The organism is Phyllobacterium sp. YR620, assembly GCF_900104165.1.
In the GTDB taxonomy this organism is placed as follows: domain Bacteria; phylum Pseudomonadota; class Alphaproteobacteria; order Rhizobiales; family Rhizobiaceae; genus Phyllobacterium; species Phyllobacterium pellucidum.
Genome location: NZ_FNJP01000001.1, coordinates 399,840 through 414,313, shown reverse-complemented (window position 1 = coordinate 414,313; position 14,474 = coordinate 399,840). Strand labels below are relative to the sequence as shown.

The following is a 14,474-nucleotide window of genomic DNA, read 5'->3' as shown; positions in this document are numbered from 1 at the left end:
AGTCTAGTTGACCGCTTTCGATAGCGGGGAGAAACTTGCAACCCACCGAGGCAAGAGGAAAAAAACAATGGACGAGCCAGACCGTTGGCGCCACATGGCAAGCGCACCGAAAGACGGCAGTCGAATCCTTGTAACGATCCGCCCGACTGAACAGGGGCAGGCAGAAGTTGACCTCGCATATTGGTCCAAAGGCGACCAGTTTGGTGCCGAAGGCTGGCGCGCCTCTGATTCCTCACCCGGCCGTGTCGTCGAATATGCCGAGCCGGAATTGAAGTGCTGGATGCCGATGCCCTCGGCCAATCTCAACCGCACCTCCATGCCCGCCCCTTGGGAAGGCGAAGACGCCGAGCAGCTGGACGGTTCAGGGATTTAAAGAACTCGCGTCGTTATACGCTGTGCTTCTCCGCCAGCCCGCTGCCTGCCTCGCGCAAGCTTCGCCCCCTATTGTTGCTGCGACAATAGGAGACGACCGTGCAGCAAGTTGCAGTAAAACGCCTGGGCGACAAAGGCTATCTGACCGGCAGTGATGTCGGCCTTGCCCTCGGCATCGTCGTCATCCTGACCGTGCTTTTCCTGCCGGTCTCGCCAATTGTTCTCGACATCGGCCTTGCCTTCTCCATCGCCTTGTCCGTTCTGATTCTGATGGTCGCCCTGTGGATTCAGCGGCCGCTCGACTTCTCGGCATTTCCCACTGTCCTCCTGATCGCGACAATGATGCGGCTTTCGCTGAACATCGCGACAACCCGTGTCATCCTCACACATGGCGACGAGGGTTACGGGGCTGCGGGACAGGTGATCCACGGTTTCTCGCAATTCGTCATGGGCGGCGACTTTGTCATCGGTCTTGTCGTGTTCGCGATCCTGATCATCGTCAACTTCCTCGTCATTACCAAGGGCGCGACGCGCATCGCGGAAGTCGGCGCGCGCTTCACCCTCGACGCCATTCCCGGCAAGCAGATGGCCATCGATGCCGATCTCTCGTCGGGCCTGATCGATGAAAAGCAGGCGCAGCATCGCCGGCGTGAGCTCGAAGAGGAAAGCGCTTTCTTCGGTTCCATGGACGGTGCGTCCAAGTTTGTGCGAGGCGATGCGATCGCCGGTCTCATCATCACCGCCGTCAACATTTTCGGCGGCATCATCATCGGCGTCACCCGTCACGGCATGGATGTCAGCCACGCCGCTGACGTCTTCACCAAACTCTCGGTCGGCGACGGCCTGGTCACTCAGATTCCGGCCCTGATCGTTTCGCTTGCCGCCGGCCTCCTTGTTTCGAAGGGCGGAACGCGCGGCTCGGCCGACAAGGCGGTGTTCGGGCAGCTCGGCGCCTACCCGAAGGCACTCTTCGTTGCCGCGCTACTGCTCTTCGTCCTCGGCAGCCTGCCGGGTCTGCCGGCCTTTCCCTTCTTTATCCTCGCAATAGGCCTGACGGCGATCGGCATTTCCGTTCCGCGCAAGCTGGCGCGGGTGGCCGCGGCTGCCCAGGCCGAGATTGCCCAGAAACAGCACGCCGCCGCCGAAGAGGATCGCAACTCGGTTCGCGCCTCGCTCGAGACCGCGCAGATCGAGCTTTGCCTCGGCAAACAGCTTTCGGCGAAACTTTTGGCTTCGCAGCTCGAACTTGCCCACCGCGTCAACAAGATGCGCAAGAAGTTTGCCGTCGAATATGGATTTGTCGTGCCCGAGATCAAGGTCACGGACGACTTCCTGCTGCCGCCGAAGACGTACCGCATCAAGATTCACGGAACGGTCGTTGCCTCGCATGAAGTCCGGGTCGGCGAAATCCTGGTTATCCCGGGCGACAGGCCACCCCCGCACGTCCCCGGCGAAGAAGTGCGGGAGCCCGCCTTCGGCATGAAGGCCTATTCCGTGCCGGAAACGTTTGCTGCGGAGCTGAAGCGCGATAATTACATGACCGTCGACAATCTGTCGGTCCTGCTCACTCACCTCAGCGAAATCGTCCGCAACAACCTGGCGCAACTCCTATCCTACAAGGACATGCGCGGTCTGCTCGACCGCCTCGGCCCCGAATACAAAAAACTGCTCGACGACATTTGCCCCGCGCATCTTTCCTATTCGGGACTGCAGGCAGTCCTGAAGCTGCTCCTGACGGAACGGGTATCGATCCGCAATCTCAACCTCATCCTCGAGGCCATTGCCGAAGTCGCGCCGCATGTGCGTCGCTCCGAGATGATCGTCGAGCACGTGCGCATGCGCATGGCCCAGCAAATCTGCGGCGATCTTGCCGATAATGGCGTGCTCTCGGTGCTCAGGCTCGGCAATCGCTGGGATCTCGTCTTCCACCAGAGCCTGAAGCGCGATGCCAAGGGCGAGATCGTCGAGTTCGACATCGACCCACGGCTGCTCGAACAATTTGGCACGGAGGCGAGTGCCGCGATCCGTAAATATCTCGATGCCGGGGAGCGCTTTGTTCTCGTCGCATCGCCCGAGGCGCGTCCTTATATCCGGATGATCATCGAACGGCTCTTCGCGACGCTGTCGGTGCTCTCCCACGTCGAGATCGCTCGCGGGGTCGAAGTGCGTTCGCTCGGCACGATTTCCTGAGTTGCCGCCAATGCCGCAAATGAGCGACACGATTATCGCGGCCTTTCTGGTTTTCGCGCGCGTGGGCGCATGCCTCCTTGTCATGCCGGGCCTCTCCAGCCCGCGAATACCGATGCAAATCCGTCTGTTCGTCGCCCTCGCCTGCTCGCTGATGGTGGTGCCAATGGTCCTCGCTCAAGTCGAGCCAGCCGCGCGGTCGGCGCCCCTTCCGCTGATGCGGATCATCGTCATCGAAATCATTACCGGCGGCATGATTGGTGTTCTTGCGCGCCTCTATTTCTGGGCGCTGCAATTCATGGCGGGAGCGATCGCCATGGCGACCGGATATTCGGGAGCCCCAGGTGGCGCCATCGAATCCGAGGAGCCGGAGGCGGCAATCGCAAGCTTTGTGACCCTGTCAGCGCTCTGCCTGTTCTTCATTTCGGACCTTCATCTCGAGGTTTTCCGGGCGCTCCTGTCATCCTACTCGGCCATACCCGTCGACGGAAATTTCCAGGCGTCCACGGCAATGGTCAATCTGACCGATACATTGTCGAGGGCGTTCCTCAGCACTCTCCGTATTGCCGCGCCCTTCATCGTTTTCGCCGTTGTGGTCAATATTGCCATCGGATTGATCAACAAGCTGACGCCGTCTATCCCGGTCTATTTCATATCGATGCCCTTCGTGCTCGCAGGCGGCCTGATGCTGCTCTATTTCGCCATGCCCGACCTCCTGCGTTTCTTCACAAACGAGGCCGGCGCTTATTTGAGGAGTTTCTGATATGGCAGCGACGCGCGCCACCTATCGCGAATTGATCCGCCTGCAGAAACTCACGAAGTTGCGACACGAGATGGAGCTTGCCCGACTTCAAGCGCAATCAGCGGCGGTCGAAGCGGAAAATCTCGACCTCTTCAGAATGCATGAGAGTCGTTTCGGAGCGGAGGCCAGCATCGTTCCCGTCGGAATTATCATGAGACGGCTCGAAACGAACAAGGCGCGACAGGCATCACTGGCCGATACCGCAATGACAGAACGACAGAACTGGCTGCGGATTTCGCGCACGATCGACACCTTGAGCGACAAGCTGCGTGTCCTTGACGCAAAGCTCACACGTGCGGAGGCCGCCGCCGAGCTCGATGAGAGTATCAGTCATTTACTGGCAGCGCCGAAAATTTAAGGCTCAAGCCTCCCGTAAGTTTGGGCGATTAAAGTGCACCCTATGAGACAACGAAGCGAAGCTGCAACCAATGGCCATTAATCCGCCGTCCGATCTGGTGCTCGATGTTGCCATGGCCGCGGATCCCGATGCGATGCGGGCAGCGGCGGACAAGTTGCGGGCGATGGCATCCGACCGGATTGCAGCGCAGATGCAGCTTTCGCGCGACAGTTTCGCTGCTTTGCAGCAGGCAGCACCAGAAGCTCGGAGCGCCAAGGCTGCCGAAGCGCCGAACAAGGCCTACAAGAAATTCGAGGCCTTCATGCTGCAATCCTTCGTCGAGTCGATGTTCACGGGCGAAAATCAGGCCGTCTTCGGTGAGGGAATTGCCGGCGACTACTGGAAATCGATGATGGCCGAGGCGATCGCCAACAAGATGTCCGACGGTGGCGGGATCGGCATCGCGCGTATGCTCGAAGCGCAGACTGCGCGAAAGGCAAAAAATGCGGCCGCCGAAGCCGCGACTGAAAACAGTATCAAAACTGATGACCAACCCAATTTCAAACAGCAGGATTCAAATGTCATTTTGTACCAGATCGAACGGCAACTCATTCACAGGCAATTGAAATCGACCGATGACGTCGAATCAACCCGACAGGGCTGAGGCCGAAACGTTTGGAGGGAATTCATATGGAAACCGTCAACGATAATCAGAAAAGCACCGCTATGACAGCTTTCGCCCAGAGAAACGAACCAGCACTCGATCCAGTGCTCTTTGCAATCCGCAGGCTGGAGGAAGTCGTCGAGCGCGAGACCCGTCTGCTCCTTGATGGCCAGACGGTCGACCTCGCCGATATCAATGCCAATAAGAGCCGCGGCTTGCGCGACTTCAACAAGGCAATGGGCAAAGCCGCCAAAACCGTCGACACGTCGGCGCTGAGGTCCCTGCAGCCGTTTCTCGACAATCTGCGCCAGAAGCTCGATCGCAATTGCGATGCGCTCAAGTTGCACCTGCGCGCCGTTACGGAATTGACCGGGCTCATCCGTGACGCCCTCGAAACGCAGGAGGCAGACGGCACCTATACGGTCAGGCAATTGCGGGACGGTCAGGGCGCATGATCCGCATCGCCATTATCGGCCTGTGGATTTGCGGCGTTGCGCTTGGCTCGCTCTATTTTGCCGTGTGGCAGAATTCCGCGACCGCATCAGTCGCGCCGAAGGCCGGTGAAGTCGTGCTCGACGATGGCAAGACCGATGTCTTCAGCGTTCCCGTCATCATCGACAATGCGGTGCATGGCTATGTCGTGACGCAATTTGCCTATACGCTCGACAAATCGGTCAAGGCGTCGGTGACCGTGCCCGTCTCTTATTTCATCAATGACGAGATCTTCTCACAGTTCTACGGCCAGTATTCGGACGTAAAGGACGTGCAGCAGGTCAAGTTCGATGATGTGAAGAAATCCATCATCGACCGCGTCAACGCGCATTTCCCGCAGCCGCTCCTCAAGGACCTCCTCGTCGAGCAGTTCAACTACATCAGTTCCAAGGAAATCCGCAACCAGAACACCAAGGGCCTCGAACGGCCCTAATACTGGATCAAAGCGAGTAATATTTGCCCGCGAGCGTCTGGAGCAGCGTGTCGTTCAGGGGTTCGACCGTGGGGTCCTGGACGAAGCGGACGCCGAATTCCGGCTCCTTGTGCCATACGACTTCCGTGATCAGCGCGCCGCAATATTGATCGTCGAACAGCCAGAAGCGGGCTGGAACGGCGCACGAGCCGATCAGCCTTATCCTCGCCCCGCCATGGGCGATGTTCTGGAACTGGCATTCGGTTAGAAAGTGGCCGTCCAACGTGACAAGCTTGCCGGATCGCAGGCGGGTCCGCTTGCGATCCTGGCGCCGTTTTTCTGCTTTATGTTCCGTTGCGGCTGGTGGCATTGCCAAGGGATCCGAATTGCAAGCAACCGTTGATGGTGGTTTGCGATCACGCTATCAGCCAAAAATTGCAAATCCGTTAGGCTGCCGCGAGTTGGGAACGTGCGACACGCCGATTGGCACTGTTCCAGGAAAAATTCTTTTGCCTTATGGCCCGCTACCACTTTTAATTGCTTGGGTCATTCTCGTCGGTGCTGGCACGCGCGCGTGACGGTTCATCCCAAACGAAAGGGGCAAGACGGCCATGTCACAAGACGCAAAAGCAAGCCTTCACGCGGCGGCTCTGGATTTCCACCAATTTCCAAAGCCGGGAAAAATCGAAATTACGCCGAGCAAACGGCTCGCCAATGCGCGCGACCTCGCACTTGCCTATTCGCCCGGGGTTGCTGCCCCATGCGAAGAGATCGCAGCCGACCCCGAGAAGGCCTATCTCTATACATCCAAGGGTAACCTTGTCGCCGTGGTCTCGAACGGGACTGCTGTGCTCGGGCTCGGCAATATCGGTGCGCTCGCCAGCAAGCCTGTGATGGAGGGCAAGGCCGTCCTCTTCAAGAAATTCGCCGGCATCGACAGCATCGACATCGAGGTGAATGAAACCGATCCGAAAAAATTCATCGAGATCGTTGCACCGCTGGAGCCGAGCTTCGGCGGCATCAATCTCGAAGACATCAAGGCGCCCGATTGTTTCGACATCGAGGAAAGCCTGCGCGAGCGTATGAACATACCCGTGTTCCATGATGACCAGCACGGCACGGCAATCATCGTTGCGGCGGCTGTGCTCAACGCCATGAAACTCGTGGGCAAGGATATTGCCGAGGTCAAGATCTGCACCTCCGGTGCTGGCGCAGCTGCGATCGCCTGCATGAACATGCTGGAGACCGTCGGCGCGCGCCGCGAGAACATCTACCTTGCCGACCGGCAGGGACTTGTCACCAAGAAGCGGGCGAACTCGGTGGATCGCTGGCGCGGCGCCTTTGCCCAGGACACGAATGCGACCGAACTTGCCGACGTCATGGCTGGTGCAGATATCTACGTAGGCCTCTCGTCAGCCGGCGCTTTGAAGCCCGAAATGATTCGCGAAATGGCGCGCGACCCGTTGATCCTTGCGCTTTCCAACCCGACACCCGAGATCATGCCGGAGCTTGCCATTGCCGAGCGTCCGGATGCGATGATCTGCACCGGCCGATCCGACTATCCCAATCAGGTCAACAACGTCCTCTGCTTCCCGTTTATCTTCCGGGGTGCGCTCGATTCAGGCGCAACGACGATCAATGATGACATGAAACGGGCAGCAGCCTACGCGATTGCCCAGCTTGCCCATGAGCCGGCCCTGGAATCCATGGGCAGTGATGCCGCCGCGACGTTCGGGCGTGGCTATCTCATCCCTTCCCCGTTCGATCAGCGCCTCATTCTGCGCATTGCGCCAGCCGTGGCCCAAGCCGCCATGGACAGTGGCGTATCGCGTCGCCCAATCGCGGACATGCGCGCCTACCAGGACAGCCTGAAGCGCTTCGTCTTCCGCTCCGGATTGGTGATGAAGCCGATGATCGAGCGCGCCATGGGACAAGGCAAGCGCGTTGCCTTTGCCGATGGCGAGGACGAGCGTGTGTTGCGGGCAACGCAGGTCATCATGGAGGAGTCGATTGGCCGGCCGGTGCTCATAGGCCGCCCTGCGGTCATCGAACACCGTATTGAGCGCTTTGGCCTTACCATTCGCCCGGAACGCGACTTCGACATCATCAATCCCGAGGATGATCCGCGCTACCGCGATTACGTCACCCAGTTCCACGATCTTGTCGGGCGCAAAGGCGTCACGCTCGATACGGCCCGGACCATCGTGCGCACGAATACGACGGTCATCGGTGCATTGGCCGTGCGGCGCGGCGAGGCTGACGCCTTGATCTGCGGCCTGCAAGGCAGCTTCATCAAACATGCACGCGACATCCGCTCGATCATCGGCCTTGCCGATGATTCGGCGCAGCTTTCGGCACTCTCGATGCTGATCATGGGCAAGGGCGTGTTCTTCCTCGCTGACACGCATATGAACATAGACCCGAGTGCCGAGGAGATCGTGCAGATCGCCTTGCAGGCGCGAGACCACCTCAAGCGCTTCAATATCGATGCCAAGGCGGCGCTGCTCAGCTATTCGAGCTTCGGCTCACGTGGCGGCGCCCCGGCTGAAAAAATGCGGGCTGCCTATGCGCTGCTCTCCAAAGCTGCTCCCGATCTTCTGGTCGAGGGGGAAATGCAAGGGGATCTTGCAATCAACCCGGCCTTGCGCGAGCGCTTCCTTACCAAAACTGCCTTTGAGGGCGAGGCAAACCTTTTGATATTCCCGTCGCTGGAAGCAGCAAATGTCTCGATGACCCTGTTGACGGAATTGAACAATGCGCTGGCGGTCGGCCCGATATTGATGGGCACGAAACGTCCAGCCCACATCCTTTCGCCCACGGTGACCAGTCGGGGCATCGTCAACATGTCGGCAATTGCAGCGGCCGAAGCATTGGAATGTTGACCATGCCGCACACGGACGGGTTGTAGGCAACGCGATTTTGAGCCAACTTTGCTTTCACTGATTTGGAGGGCCACAGCTTAAAGGAGCGTGGCCCCGACTTTGAAAGTTCGAAAACGATATGCACGATCAGGCTCATCACGCCGAAACATTTGACCTTGCACCGATCTCACTATGGCTCGAGGACTTCAGCGAGGTTCGGTCTCTCTTTGAAACGTGGCGGGCGTCTGGCGTCACCGATATCAGGGCCTACCTCACGGAAAATGAAAACCGCATCAAGCAGTGCTCGAGCCTGATCAAGGTTATCAAAGTCAACAGGAAGACCCTGACGCTGTTTGAGGCAGAGGACCTGGAGCATCTCACCCAGAATCTCGGCTCCATCTTTCGCGGCGACATGCTGCAATCGCACGTCCAGGAACTTTCGGCGCTTTGGGAAGGCGAGACCGAGTTTTCCAGCGCCACCGTCAACTATACGCTGTCCGGGCGGCGTCTCGACATCCAGTTGCGCGGTACGGTACTGCCCGGTTACGAAGACAGCTGGAGCCAGGTCTTACTTTCGATCGAGGATGTAACCGAACGCGAAGATGCTCGGCGCAAGCAGGTGGAGAGCAAGCGCTACGCCGAGGGGCTCTTCGAACATTCGCCGGTATCCCTATGGGTCGAGGACTTCAGCCGCATCAAGCGCCTCCTCGACGAAGTGCGCGACAAGGGCATTACCGATTTTCGCGTTTTCACCGACGTGCACCCCGAATTCGTCCGCCAGTGCATGAGCGAGATACGGGTCGTCGACATCAATCGCGAGACGTTGAAGCTGTTTCTCGCACCCGACAAGATGACGCTGCTGCGCCGCATCAACGACGTTTTCAAGGACGAGATGAATGCGCATTTCAGGGAGCAACTGATCGATCTTTGGAACGGCAACCTGTTCCACCAGCGGGAGACTGTCAACTACGCGCTGGACGGTACAGAGCGTCACGTATTGCTGCAGTTCTCGGTCTTGCCCGGCCACGAAGACGACTGGGCGCTTGTGCAGATATCGCTTACCGACATCACCGCGCGCAAGAAGGCCGAGGCCTATCTCGAATATCTCGGCAAGCACGACGTCCTGACGAAACTCTACAATCGCGCCTTTTACGTCGATGAACTCAACAGGCTGGAACGGCGCGAATTCCACCCGGTCTCGATCATCATTCTCGATCTTAACGGGCTCAAGGTCATCAACGACCAGTGGGGCCACGCCGCCGGCGACAGCATGCTGCGCCGGGTGGGAGAGGTGCTCAACGAGGCTGTCAGAGCCCCCTGCTATGCGGCCCGCATCGGCGGCGACGAATTTGCCGTGCTGATGCCCGCCATTGACGAATTGGGTGCAGCAAGCCTTGTCGAGGAGATCCGCAGTCTGGTCGAAATCAACAATCAGTATTATTCGAATATTCCACTCGACATGTCCATCGGCTGGGCGACCAGCAATATCGGCGAAAAGATGGAATTGGTCGCCAAGCGCGCTGACCTTCTGATGTACGAGGATAAACGCGCGCACTACTCATCGGGCAAGAAGGCCGGACAAGCCGCGAACTAGTCCGCGTCCGAGGGGCTATGCGGGAGATTAATTACAATTAACTATGCAGATTTCTGGGAAAAACCGCTTTGAACGCATTCGAGTCACGCTCCTGTAACGCTGCGTAACATAGCGTCAACCTGTGATCGTGAATTCGATGCATAGGACAAACAATAAGAAGCATCCACCATGCAAGGAATGAGCGGACAGCAGTGGGGGGCATAGGTCGAAATTCTATATTTATTCGAGTTAGAATATGGGCTTAGCACTGCGGGTAAATGAATACAGGCCGACAACAACTTAGAAAACGACAGGCTAACGCCCATCTACAACGCGCTCTCCGGAGCGCGTTTTGTTTTTTGGAAGTGCCGTCTCAGCGACTCAGTAGTCGATCACGCCGTCAAGAGCGTAGTGCTTGATGGTCTTGCGATTTGCGATGAGCTCGTCCACCGTTGGCCTGCCGGTCATGGCGCGGGAAATTGCGAGTTTCGTCGCCTCATAATTGGTGCGATATAAATCCTTGCGATCGAGGTTCTCGTCATCGACACAACGCGGATCGAGCCAGACCGTGATGATCATGCACAGGTCGTCGGCCTCGTCCCTGGGAAGAATTCCTTCCGACAGGCAATCGACGATTGCATCGCCCATCGCCGCCTGCACGACGCCGCCCAGAAGTTCGGCATAGGCCATATTCTTGATTGTAACCTTGCTCGTCATCATGGTGGCGGGACGTACCGCCTGGTTGAGGTCGCGGACCACGAACATGCGCGTGTGTCCCTTGACCTGACCCATCATCGAGGCGAACGCGTGGCCAACGGGGCCGCGCACCGATCCAATCACGATTTCGGGCATGGCATCCGTTGCCTGGCCCTCCGCAGCAAGAACCGTTGCTTCACCCGTGCGAAACCAAATCTCAGACATGTATCCTCCTTGCCAATTGCGGCACGACCCTATCTGCCACTTCTTGACCGGTAAAGTTGAAAAACCAACCGACGGAATTACATAGTCCGCTCCAAATTCAAATTTTCGCTTGTGCATTAAAAACGGCAGCCAACAAGGGAGCGACATTTCGGGCTTAGGCCCTTCCTGTCGGCTGTCATACCATCCCAGCGACAACTGCAATCAACCTATCCTAGAAAATTTTGACACTGCATTGTGGTTGGAGCATTATCAGCAAACCGGCTGCGTTCTTCAAAGGAGAGAATCATAGCCAACCGTTCGCGTGATGTCAGGCGTACGCGCGAGTACAGTCTATCACGGCACTGCACAGCATTGTGTGGCGCGTGGAGCGTGAAGCTCACTTATCAAGTGGCAATGATTGTCGTGCCCGCTCTTGTCGCGTCTTCCTTACCCGGCGTTGCGCTTGCGGATAATGAATGCGGTCAAGCCAATACGAGCGGAACAGTGCCGACTGTCACCTGCGCACCGGGAACTTATACGACGGGGATCGTGTACTCCACGTCAAACGCCGGGATGATCTTGACTGGCGACGGGCTTCTCGTGCTGACAAATCCTGTCAGGGGCGTCGAGATCAACACCGATGGTGTGAGCGGTCCAGTCAGCGGCCCGATTTCAATGAGGCTGAGCGGCATATTCGAGGCCGAAGGGCAGGAGAATGTCTATGGCGTTTCCCTGCTTCAGAATAATCAGAACGCCACGGCGTTTGGTGATCTTACCATTGACGTCACAGGAGATGTCGATGCTCAGGGCCAGACGGATATCCGCGGGATCTTCCTCAACAATTTAACACCGAGCCCTGCCAACCTCTCGGTAATTTATCGCGGGTCCGGTATTCATGTGGTGGGTGGCGACGCGGCTGGCATAAGTGTCCGTTCGGCGGGTGGCAGCGGCAATGTTTCGATCGACGCCAGCGGCGATATCATTGGCAACGTACCAACGAATTCACAACTTCTCTTTGGAATCATTGCCGAGGCCGACACGACCGGCAGCGGTAGCGGCAGTGCCTCTGTCCGCTACCGTCTCGACAATACCGGCGAGACCAGCGATATCGGCCTCACCGGCTCACGTGCATTCGGTATCAATGCCCTCTCCTATGGCGATGGCTCGGCGACGGTGATCACTGATCCCGGGACGTCGATTTCCCTGAGCGGTGATGAAAACGGCAACCCGCATGCAGCCATTTCGTTGACAGCCCGCGGCGGCAGCGCTGCCGGCGGCCAGGTGGTACGAGGAGAGATCGCCTCGACCATCGACAACACCGGTTCAGTAGCCGGGGACGCCGGCGAACGCTCGCGCAATCCGATCGGCATTCGCGCGACTGCTTATACCGACGTTCCGGTCACGGTGATCTATACCGGCGCAGGCATCACCACGGATGGCGGCCGCGGCATGGGAATTGTCGCGCAGTCAGGGAGCGGCGCTTCCACCGTTCAAAGCAGCGGGCCCATCACCACCAATGGCGACAGATCCTTTGGCATCCTGGCTGACAGCGGCAGCCAGCCGCGCCCTAGCCTCCCACTGCCCTCTCCGGGTGTTTCTTTTCCTGGCGACGGTCCAGACGATCCGGCGTCAGGTATTGGTGGGCCGGTTACTGTCCTCAGCGCCGCACCCATTACGACCCATGGCAGCGAATCCCACGGCATATGGGCCAATTCCGCCACGGGTGCGGTCGATGTCTCTGCCTCGAATGTCGTGACGACCGGCGAATTCGGCGTCGGCATCAGGGCGACCGGGGGCTCAGTCACCGTCAGCGTTCCCGGAGCGGTGGCCGGCGGTTGGCAATCTTCCGCGGATGGCGCGGGACCGATTTATCAGATGCCTGCGAGCGGCGTTATCCTGGGCGCAACCTCCGGGACGGCAGCGCTGAACAATAGCGGCACTATTGGCGCACTTTCCGATCGAGCCGTCGCCGCGGCCGATCTTTATCTTCAGCCAGGCTTTCCGGGCGACGTTAACATCGTCAACAACGGCACGATAACGGGTTATGTGACGCTTGGCTCGGGAAACGACACTTTCCAGAACCTGACGCCCAACTCCTTTGACATCCGCAATTTTGCCGATACGGATGGTGACGGCATCCGCGATACGAAGGCCGTTGCCATCTCCGACTTTGGTGCGGGCAACGACCAGTTCGTCAACGACTCGGCAGGCGTGGTGCGACTCCTGCCCGTCACCGGCGCGGCAATAACCGATGCGACCGGCTACTACGTGCCGACGACAGGCGCGGATAGCCGCCCGCTTGAATCCACCTTTTACGATCTCAACCGCGAAGGGGTCGTTCAGGGCCAGCTTGTCAACCTCGAAACCTTCGCCAATGCCGGTACCATCGACCTGCGCAATCCCGCCGTCGGCAACGCCCTACCCGTTGTCGGCAACAGCCTTGTCATCACCGGCAAGCCAACGGCCGGAGGCGCTCCGGGCAGCGGACTTTATGTTTCCAACGGCGGAAGGTTGCTCGTCAATACGGTGCTGAATGGCGGCATACCTGTTGCCGGTCAGACCAACTCCTACTCCGACATGCTGGTCGTCGATGGCACCCGGCTCGGCACAGGAGCGACGACAATCGGCGTGACCAATGTCGGGGGCAGCGGCGTCCTGACACCGGGCAACGGTATCGGGCTTGTCGAGGTGCGCAACAAGGCGGCATCGGATCCAGGTGCATTCTCGCTTGCAGGCGACTATGTGACTACGCAGGGCGAGCAGGCAGTCGTGGGCGGGGCATATGCCTATACGCTTAAATTTGGCGGCGTCGGCGCAGATTTCACCGATGGCAACTGGTATCTCCGCTCGCAATTGATACTACCCGGTCCAATACCCCCCAATCCACCTGAGCCCCTGTTCCAGGCGGGCGTGCCGATCTACGAAGCATATCCGCAGGCGCTGCTGGCGCTCATGGGCATGCCGACGATGCAGCAGCGGGTCGGCAACCGCTATTGGGACCAGCCGCTCGCTCCGCCAAGCGTGCTCGAAGGCAACGGCGTATGGACCCGCATCGAGGGCTTGCACAGTCATATCGAGCCGGCGATCAGCACCAGCGGCAGCGACTACGACATCGATATGTGGCGGCTTCAAGCCGGGCTCGACGGTCTGCTGTATGAAGCGCAAGACGGCAGCCGGCTCATCGGCGGCATTACAGTCCATTACGGGCAGGCTTCGAGTGACGTAACCTCCATATTCGGCGACGGCGGCATCGATACCGACGGTTACGGTTTTGGCGGCACGCTGACATGGCTCGGGCAAAACGGTGTTTATGTGGATGGGCAAGCATCGCTGACCTGGTTCGATAGCGATCTCACATCCGATGCCGCCAATCGCTCGCTTACAGATGGCAATGACGGTTTCGGCTATGCCCTGTCGGTTGAGGCCGGCAAAAAGATCGACTTGAGCGGGAACTGGACGATTACGCCACAGGCGCAGCTGATTTACGCCAATGTCGATTTCGACGGCTTCACCGATCCTTTCGGCGCTGACGTTTCGCTCGGCACGGGCGACAGCCTGCGCGGCCGGCTGGGCATCTCGGCCGACCGCGAGCAGAGCTGGCAAGACAAGGCGGGCAAGACCAGCCGCAGCCACGTCTACGGCATTGCCAACCTCTATTACGAATTCCTTGACGGATCTTCCGTGAACGTCTCCGGCGTCAAATTCGAGACGCGACCCGAGCGGTTTTGGGGAGGGATCGGGATCGGTGGCAGCTATAACTGGAACGACGACAAGTATTCCGTCTATGGCGAGGTTTCAGCCAATACCAGCCTCGAGAGTTTCGGCGACAGCTACGCCTTTAATGGAACTGCGGGTTTCCGCGTCAAATGGTAGG

General features: G+C 58.7%; 12 protein-coding genes. 10 read left to right on the top strand and 2 right to left on the bottom strand.

Annotated elements, in window-relative coordinates:
- Positions 1 to 67 precede the first annotated feature (67 nt).
- From BLR72_RS01950 to BLR72_RS01920, 7 genes are all read left to right on the top strand, one after another.
- On the top strand, positions 68 to 373 hold the full coding sequence (locus tag BLR72_RS01950; RefSeq protein ID WP_091944548.1) for a hypothetical protein: 306 nt from the start codon (positions 68 to 70) through the stop codon (positions 371 to 373).
- Between the two features lie 98 nt (positions 374 to 471).
- A complete protein-coding gene (flhA, locus tag BLR72_RS01945) occupies positions 472 to 2,562 on the top strand; it encodes a flagellar biosynthesis protein FlhA (RefSeq protein ID WP_027233040.1) in 2,091 nt (696 codons plus the stop codon).
- A 10-nt stretch (positions 2,563 to 2,572) separates the two neighbouring features.
- Entirely contained in the window at positions 2,573 to 3,322 is a 750-nt protein-coding gene (gene fliR, locus BLR72_RS01940) for a flagellar biosynthetic protein FliR (RefSeq protein WP_091944545.1), read from the top strand.
- 1 nt (position 3,323) lies between these two features.
- Positions 3,324 to 3,719: a hypothetical protein gene (locus BLR72_RS01935; protein WP_091944542.1), complete on the top strand. Its 396-nt coding sequence runs from the start codon at positions 3,324 to 3,326 to the stop codon at positions 3,717 to 3,719.
- A 70-nt stretch (positions 3,720 to 3,789) separates the two neighbouring features.
- Entirely contained in the window at positions 3,790 to 4,362 is a 573-nt protein-coding gene (locus BLR72_RS01930) for a rod-binding protein (RefSeq protein ID WP_091944539.1), read from the top strand.
- A 26-nt stretch (positions 4,363 to 4,388) separates the two neighbouring features.
- Positions 4,389 to 4,817, top strand: coding sequence for a flagellar protein FlgN (locus BLR72_RS01925; protein ID WP_091944535.1), 429 nt, complete (start codon positions 4,389 to 4,391; stop codon positions 4,815 to 4,817).
- A complete protein-coding gene (locus tag BLR72_RS01920) occupies positions 4,814 to 5,287 on the top strand; it encodes a hypothetical protein (RefSeq protein WP_036815149.1) in 474 nt (157 codons plus the stop codon). Before BLR72_RS01925 ends, BLR72_RS01920 begins: the two co-directional genes overlap by 4 nt.
- Positions 5,288 to 5,294: 7 nt before the next feature.
- On the opposite strand, the gene BLR72_RS01915 is transcribed toward BLR72_RS01920, so the two are convergent.
- Positions 5,295 to 5,636, bottom strand: a complete 342-nt coding sequence (locus BLR72_RS01915) for a PilZ domain-containing protein (protein ID WP_027233035.1) — start codon at positions 5,634 to 5,636, stop codon at positions 5,295 to 5,297.
- A 241-nt stretch (positions 5,637 to 5,877) separates the two neighbouring features.
- Here BLR72_RS01915 and BLR72_RS01910 point away from each other — a divergent pair, with 241 nt between their 5' ends.
- Both BLR72_RS01910 and BLR72_RS01905 read left to right on the top strand, forming a co-directional pair.
- Positions 5,878 to 8,148 (top strand): NADP-dependent malic enzyme, encoded by a 2,271-nt coding sequence (locus tag BLR72_RS01910; protein ID WP_091944531.1) that lies wholly within the window; start codon positions 5,878 to 5,880, stop codon positions 8,146 to 8,148.
- Between the two features lie 118 nt (positions 8,149 to 8,266).
- Positions 8,267 to 9,721, top strand: a complete 1,455-nt coding sequence (locus tag BLR72_RS01905) for a sensor domain-containing diguanylate cyclase (protein ID WP_091925197.1) — start codon at positions 8,267 to 8,269, stop codon at positions 9,719 to 9,721.
- A 360-nt stretch (positions 9,722 to 10,081) separates the two neighbouring features.
- On the opposite strand, the gene fae is transcribed toward BLR72_RS01905, so the two are convergent.
- On the bottom strand, positions 10,082 to 10,621 hold the full coding sequence (gene fae, locus BLR72_RS01900; protein WP_027233032.1) for a formaldehyde-activating enzyme: 540 nt from the start codon (positions 10,619 to 10,621) through the stop codon (positions 10,082 to 10,084).
- Between the two features lie 369 nt (positions 10,622 to 10,990).
- Here fae and BLR72_RS01895 point away from each other — a divergent pair, with 369 nt between their 5' ends.
- Entirely contained in the window at positions 10,991 to 14,473 is a 3,483-nt protein-coding gene (locus tag BLR72_RS01895) for an autotransporter outer membrane beta-barrel domain-containing protein (protein ID WP_139202483.1), read from the top strand.
- The last annotated feature ends 1 nt before the right edge of the window (position 14,474 follow it).

Excerpts from the sequence above, each read along its gene's own strand:
- BLR72_RS01950 (WP_091944548.1), top strand. The coding sequence starts at position 68 with ATGGACGAGCCAGACCGTTGGCGCCACATGGCAAGCGCACCGAAAGAC.
- fliR (WP_091944545.1), top strand. The coding sequence starts at position 2,573 with ATGCCGCAAATGAGCGACACGATTATCGCGGCCTTTCTGGTTTTCGCG.
- BLR72_RS01935 (WP_091944542.1), top strand. The coding sequence starts at position 3,324 with ATGGCAGCGACGCGCGCCACCTATCGCGAATTGATCCGCCTGCAGAAA.
- BLR72_RS01930 (WP_091944539.1), top strand. The coding sequence starts at position 3,790 with ATGGCCATTAATCCGCCGTCCGATCTGGTGCTCGATGTTGCCATGGCC.
- BLR72_RS01925 (WP_091944535.1), top strand. The coding sequence starts at position 4,389 with ATGGAAACCGTCAACGATAATCAGAAAAGCACCGCTATGACAGCTTTC.
- BLR72_RS01920 (WP_036815149.1), top strand. The coding sequence starts at position 4,814 with ATGATCCGCATCGCCATTATCGGCCTGTGGATTTGCGGCGTTGCGCTT.
- BLR72_RS01915 (WP_027233035.1), bottom strand. The coding sequence starts at position 5,636 with ATGCCACCAGCCGCAACGGAACATAAAGCAGAAAAACGGCGCCAGGAT.
- BLR72_RS01910 (WP_091944531.1), top strand. The coding sequence starts at position 5,878 with ATGTCACAAGACGCAAAAGCAAGCCTTCACGCGGCGGCTCTGGATTTC.
- BLR72_RS01905 (WP_091925197.1), top strand. The coding sequence starts at position 8,267 with ATGCACGATCAGGCTCATCACGCCGAAACATTTGACCTTGCACCGATC.
- fae (WP_027233032.1), bottom strand. The coding sequence starts at position 10,621 with ATGTCTGAGATTTGGTTTCGCACGGGTGAAGCAACGGTTCTTGCTGCG.